Genomic DNA, 5,809 nt, shown 5'->3' with positions numbered 1-5,809 from the left:
ATTTGTGCAATAGCAGTAATGCGTTCATCATTATTTAATAACTTAACAGAGGTAATAATCTTATCTCCCTTTATTGCTTTATATACAAAATAATGGGCATTGGCTTTTGCCGCTATTTGCGGTTGATGTGTTATGGAAATCAACTGATGGCCCTTAGATAATTCCTTCATTATATTACCCACTTGCTTAGCTGCCTCACCACTTATGCCCGTATCAATTTCATCAAAGATTAAAGTAGGCAGTTGCAGTTTTTGGGCTACCAGCGATTTTATACAAAGCATTAAACGGCTCAGTTCTCCGCCACTGGCTACTTTACGCAAAGGTTCAAAACGGTTACTTTTGTTGGCATCAAATAAAAATTCTATTGCATCACTGCCAAATAAATTTAATTCCACAGGTTTTAATTCAATTTTTATTTGTGCATTGGGCATGCCCACCTGTTTTAATAATGCATTTACTTTTTCTGTAAAAGGTTTAATAGTTTTATTTCTGTTAGATGAAATTGCTTTTGCCCGCTGCTCACATTGCTGCAACAATTGCTTGGAAAGATTTTCCTTCTGTGTTATTGCTTCGCCAATATTTAAAACATCATTCAGTTTTAATTGAAGATTTTCTTTTATGGCCAACAATTCATTGGTAGATTGTACACTATGTTTTTTCAACAACCTGTATCCTGCAGAAATTTTATCATTTACCAGTTGAATGCGCTCGGCACTGTACTGTACACCATCGTTTATTTGTTCCAGCTCATCTGAAATATCCTGTAATTCTATCTGTGCGCTTTGTAAACTTTTATTTAATCCTTCAATTGATGTATGGTATTGCTCAAGCGAATGCAATTTATTTTGTAACAATTTTAATTGCTGCACTACAGGCTGTTCGCTTTCTTTCAACTCAAAATAAATACTGCCCAACTGTTGTTTTACATTTTCTGCATTGCTCAGTAATTTTAATTCCGCATCCAGTTCTTCCAGTTCGTTTTCTTTTAATTCAGCTTCTTCCAGTTCGTCAAACAAAAACTTATTATAATCAAAGCTGGCATTGGCAGCAGTTTGTTGGGCCTGTAAATTCTGTAATTCTTTTTTTGTTTTTATATATTGATGAAATACAGTTGCATATTGTTGCAACAATTCACCGTTACCTGCTAATGCATCCAGCACTTCTCTTTGAAAATCTGCATCGCCCAGTTCTAAAGTGTCAAATTGCTGATGCAGATCCACCAACAAAGAACTTAAGCCTTTCAACTGGTTTACATTTACCGGCGTATCATTTATAAAGGCCCTCGATTTTCCATTCACGGCAATTTCTCTTCTTATCACCAGTTCGTCTTCAGCATCTAAATCGTTATCCTGCAAAAATTGTTTTACGGCATTTTTATTTTCATGATAAAAAAAACCTTCTACCACACATTTTTTTTCTTTCTGCTGCAATACACTGCTGTCGGCACGTTCGCCTAAAATTAAACCCAGTGCCCCCATTAAAATACTTTTTCCTGCACCCGTTTCGCCGGTAATAATATTTAAGTTGTTGCTAAAATCTATTGACAGATCATCAATGATAGCGTAGTTCTGTATGTGTAATTTTAAAAGCATAGTTTGATAGAGCAAATTAGTTTTTTTGCCACGAATTACATAAATTTTCACGAATTTAATACAAAAGAAAAAGCACCTCAAAAATTGAAGTGCTTTCCAAATTCCTTATTACTTATTCCTAATTACTTTTATTTAACTTCTACCGTATCATTTAAATCTGCATCTACTAAAATACGGCCGCAGTTTTCGCAAACCATTACTTTTTTACGCAGTTTAATTTCGCTTTGTTTTTGTGGAGGAATAGCGTGGAAACATCCGCCGCAACTGTCTCTTTCTACAGGTACAACCGCTAAACCATTACGGTAATTTTTACGGATACGGTCGTAGCTCAACAACAGGCGCTCATCTACATGCGTTCTTGCGGCAGCGGCTTCTTTGTTGTAATGCTTTTCTTCTTTTTCTGTTTCAGCAATAATTTTTTCAAGCTCACCTTTTTTACCTGCAAGGTTATGTTCTTTAGTGCTTACTGCTTTTTTTGCCATCTCTAATTGTCTTGCTTTGTCAGCAATTTCTTCAGTGGCATCTTTAATATGCTTTTCGCAAAGTTTTACTTCCAGTGTTTGCATTTCAATCTCTTTGTTGATTGCTTCAAACTCACGGTTATTCTTTACGTTGTCACTTTGCTTTTCGTATTTTTTTACCAGCTCATCGGCTTCTTTAATGCCCGCTTTCTTTTGCTCAATAAACTCCTGGATGCCGTTTATCTCTTCTTCCACACGGGTTTGCCTTGCATGCAATCCTTCAATTTCATCTTCAAGGTCTTTAACCTCAATAGGCAATTCGCCTTTTAAAATTTGAATTTCGTCCAGTTTGCAATCTACTTTTTGCAATTTAACCAATGAACTTAATTTTTCTTCAACGGAGTAATCTTTTACTGAAGCCATATCTATTTGAAATTTGATAGTTTGAATTACAGGAAGTATTGTACCGGATTGGTTTTTACCTCTGTTTTTAGGACGGCAAAGGTAGGGAATTTTTCCCTCAAAATATCAAATAGCAGGTCTGTTGTAAACTGTTCGCTTTCGTAATGGCCAATATCGGCAATTACCAGCTTACCATTGGCATCAAAAAACTCGTGGTATTTAATGTCGGAGCTTATATAAAAATCAGCACCGGCAGCTACTGCTGTGCCAATTAAAAAACTGCCTGCGCCGCCACAAAGGGCCGCCTTTTTTACCTTTTTACCGGTTAATGAAGTATGCTTTATAACAGAGAGATTGAAATTTTCTTTTATATTTTTAAGAAATGTCATTTCATCCAAAGATTCTGGCAATTCCCCAATTAATCCACTGCCAACAGAATTAGAGCTATTACCTAAAGCTACAATATCATAAGCCACTTCTTCGTAAGGGTGAGCTGTAATCAAGGCATTATAAATCTTTTGCTCTAACCAGGATGGAAAAATCACTTCAATTTTTATTTCATTTTCGGTATGCCTTTCTCCAATCTTTCCAATGAAGGGCTTTGTTCCTTCACCGGCTTTAAAAGTTCCAGAGCCTGCGGTATTAAAACTGCATTCGGTGTAGTTACTGATTTGTCCGCCGCCTGCAGCAAAAATGGCGTTGCGTACTTTTTCTGCAAAATCAACCGGCACAAAAGTGAATAGCTTTTTTAAAATATCTTTTTTAGGTTGTAATGTTTTACGGTTTATTAATCCCAATTTATCTGCAATTTTTCCATTAACGCCCTGCAAAACATTATCTAAATTGGTGTGAATGGCGTAGATGGCAATATCATTTTTTATTGCTGCGATAATAGTTTTTTCTACATAATTTTTACCGGTTATTTTTTTTAAGCCGCTAAAAATTATGGGGTGATGGGCTACAATAAGGTTGCATTTTTTTTCGATTGCTTCCTGTACCACTTCTTCAGTTGCATCTAATGCAGTAATGATGCCAGCACATTCCCAATTTGCATTACCGGTTATCAGCCCTGCATTGTCGTAATTTTCCTGTAAAGATGCAGGAGCAATTTTTTCTAATAAAGAAGTAATATCTTGGATTATCATTTACTAAAATTAAAGTATGAAAACGGAAGAGTTGTATGATGAATATAAAACAAAGATGCAAAAAATTGCTGATGTAAAATATGCTTCGGCGGTTTTGCAATGGGACCAGGAAACTTATCTGCCACTAAAAGGAAATGAGTTTAGAGGAAGGCAGATTGCCACATTAACCGAAATTGCACATCAGCAGTTTACGAATGAAAAAAATGGGGCATTGCTTAATGAGCTAATGAGCAAAGATGATTTAAGCGATAAAGAAAAAAGAAACGTACAATTAAGTCTTGAAGACTTTAACAAAGCCAACAAATTTACCAGCCATTTTGTAAGACAAATGAGCGAAACAGTTAATAAAAGTTTTCATGCATGGATACAGGCAAGAAAAGATAATTCATTTTCTGTTTTTGAAAAACCTCTGGATGATTTAATACAATTAAAAAAACAGGAGGCCGATTTACTGGGTTACCAAAATCATCCTTATAATGCATTGATGAATGACTTTGACAAAGGATTGACCGTAGCTATTGTTGATAAAGTTTTTGCTGATTTACAACCACAGCTTACTGTTTTATTAGAAGAAATAAAAAACAAACCGCAGGTGGACAGTTCTTTCCTTCACCTGCATTTTGATAAAGACAGCCAATGGAAATTTGGTATTGAAATATTAAAACGCATGCAGTTTGATTTTGAGGCAGGCCGCCAGGATATCAGTGAGCACCCGTTTACTATAAATTTTAATAATGCAGATGTAAGGGTTACCACAAGAATTGATGAAAATGATTTTGGCAACATGGCCTGGAGCTGCATACATGAAGGTGGCCATGCCCTGTACGAACAGGGTTTACCCGGCGAACAATATGGTTTACCTCTGGGGGAATACTGCAGCCTTAGCATTCACGAAAGCCAAAGCCGCCTTTGGGAAAACAATGTGGGCAGGGCTTTGCCCTTTTGGCAGCACAATTTTTCTTTAATAAAAACGTTTTTTTCTAAGCAGTTGAATAATATCCCTATTGATGAATTCTACAAAGCCATCAATAAAGTTCAGCCATCTTTAATAAGAACAGAAGCAGATGAATTAACGTACCACTTTCATGTAATGATAAGGTATGAAATAGAAAAAATGCTGATTGAAGGCAGTATTAAAACAAAAGATATTCCTGCTTACTGGAATGAACATTACAAAAAATATCTGGGCATAATAGTTGCAGATGATAAAAGCGGTTGTTTGCAGGATGTACACTGGAGCCACGGAAGTTTTGGCTATTTTGCCACATACAGCCTGGGAAGTTTGTATGCAGCACAATTGTATGCAGCGATTGTAAAAGAAAATGCATCTATAGAAAAAGAAATTGCTGAAGGTAATAATAATTCACTTTTGCAATGGCTAAACAAAAATATTTATCAACACGGAAAATATTATACATCAGAAGAATTATGTTTTAAAGCAACAGGAGAAACGTTAAACAGTACCCATTTTATCCGCTATGCAACTAAAAAATTTGCCCATATTTACAACACTTAAATCGGAAGGAATGCCCGGAGTAATGTACAAATCGAGATTTATTATTGCCATTGCATTTGCTTTGTTATTACTGTTAACCGGTTGCAGTAAAGCTGCCTTAATAGAAAAAAACAGAAGTTTACTGGAACAATATTTTGAAGATAATATTTTAAATAAAGATTTTAGAGTTAAACTGGCAACTGATAATGGTACCGACCTTACAGCTCAGTATAACGACTATACTTTTAAACTAATAAAAAATACTTTACTGGATGGCCCAATGACCGCTACATCAGCAACTGCTACACTAACTGGAACATGGAGTTGCAATGACGATTACAGCAAATTAGTTATTACACTGCCCAGCTCTGTTACCGCATTTTCTTTTTTAAGCAGAGAATGGAAATTCACCAAAAAAGCCATTCCGGTAATGGAATTAGCACCTTGGGGAACCACGGAACCCAAAGTTTTACACATGGAAAGGTTATAATTGTGGATAAACTGGTTTATATTTACCTTTGACTATAGTTTACCTTATATCAAAACCATACTGGCTTTATCAACAATAATCTTGCGGATTATTTCTTAATCAGCACAATTTTTTAACGGGTTTTAAGTTATAATTAGTAATATATAAATATGCTGCGTAAGCTGCATTGTCCAATTATTCATAAAAAACAAAGCACTTAAAAAATGACTACCAATTGTGGTGTC

Annotated in this window: 5 protein-coding genes; 2 read left to right on the top strand and 3 right to left on the bottom strand. The window is 35.5% G+C overall.

Annotation, left to right across the window (positions count from 1 at the left end):
• From recN to ACY65O_RS16850, 3 genes are all read right to left on the bottom strand, one after another.
• Positions 1–1,592: DNA repair protein RecN (recN, locus tag ACY65O_RS16860; protein WP_462222028.1), on the bottom strand; the 1,592-nt coding region annotated here is incomplete at its 3' end.
• Positions 1,593–1,720: 128 nt separating this feature from the next.
• Positions 1,721–2,476 carry a zinc ribbon domain-containing protein gene (locus ACY65O_RS16855; RefSeq protein ID WP_462222027.1) on the bottom strand — a complete coding sequence of 252 codons (756 nt, stop codon included), beginning with the start codon at positions 2,474–2,476 and terminating at the stop codon, positions 1,721–1,723.
• Between the two features lie 26 nt (positions 2,477–2,502).
• Entirely contained in the window at positions 2,503–3,600 is a 1,098-nt protein-coding gene (locus tag ACY65O_RS16850; RefSeq protein WP_462222026.1) for a Nif3-like dinuclear metal center hexameric protein, read from the bottom strand.
• Between the two features lie 16 nt (positions 3,601–3,616).
• Between ACY65O_RS16850 and ACY65O_RS16845 the strand changes: the two genes are divergently transcribed.
• The gene (locus ACY65O_RS16845; RefSeq protein WP_462222025.1) at positions 3,617–5,116 is read left to right on the top strand and encodes a carboxypeptidase M32; all 1,500 of its coding nucleotides are present in this window, start codon (positions 3,617–3,619) and stop codon (positions 5,114–5,116) included.
• A complete protein-coding gene (locus ACY65O_RS16840) occupies positions 5,094–5,585 on the top strand; it encodes a hypothetical protein (protein ID WP_462222024.1) in 492 nt (163 codons plus the stop codon). Before ACY65O_RS16845 ends, ACY65O_RS16840 begins: the two co-directional genes overlap by 23 nt.
• Positions 5,586–5,809 lie beyond the last annotated feature (224 nt).

The organism is Ferruginibacter sp. (genome assembly GCF_031430955.1).
In the GTDB taxonomy this organism is placed as follows: Bacteria; Bacteroidota; Bacteroidia; order Chitinophagales; family Chitinophagaceae; genus Ferruginibacter.
Note: the sequence above shows the minus strand (reverse complement) of the source record. Positions and strands in the feature narration are given on the sequence as shown.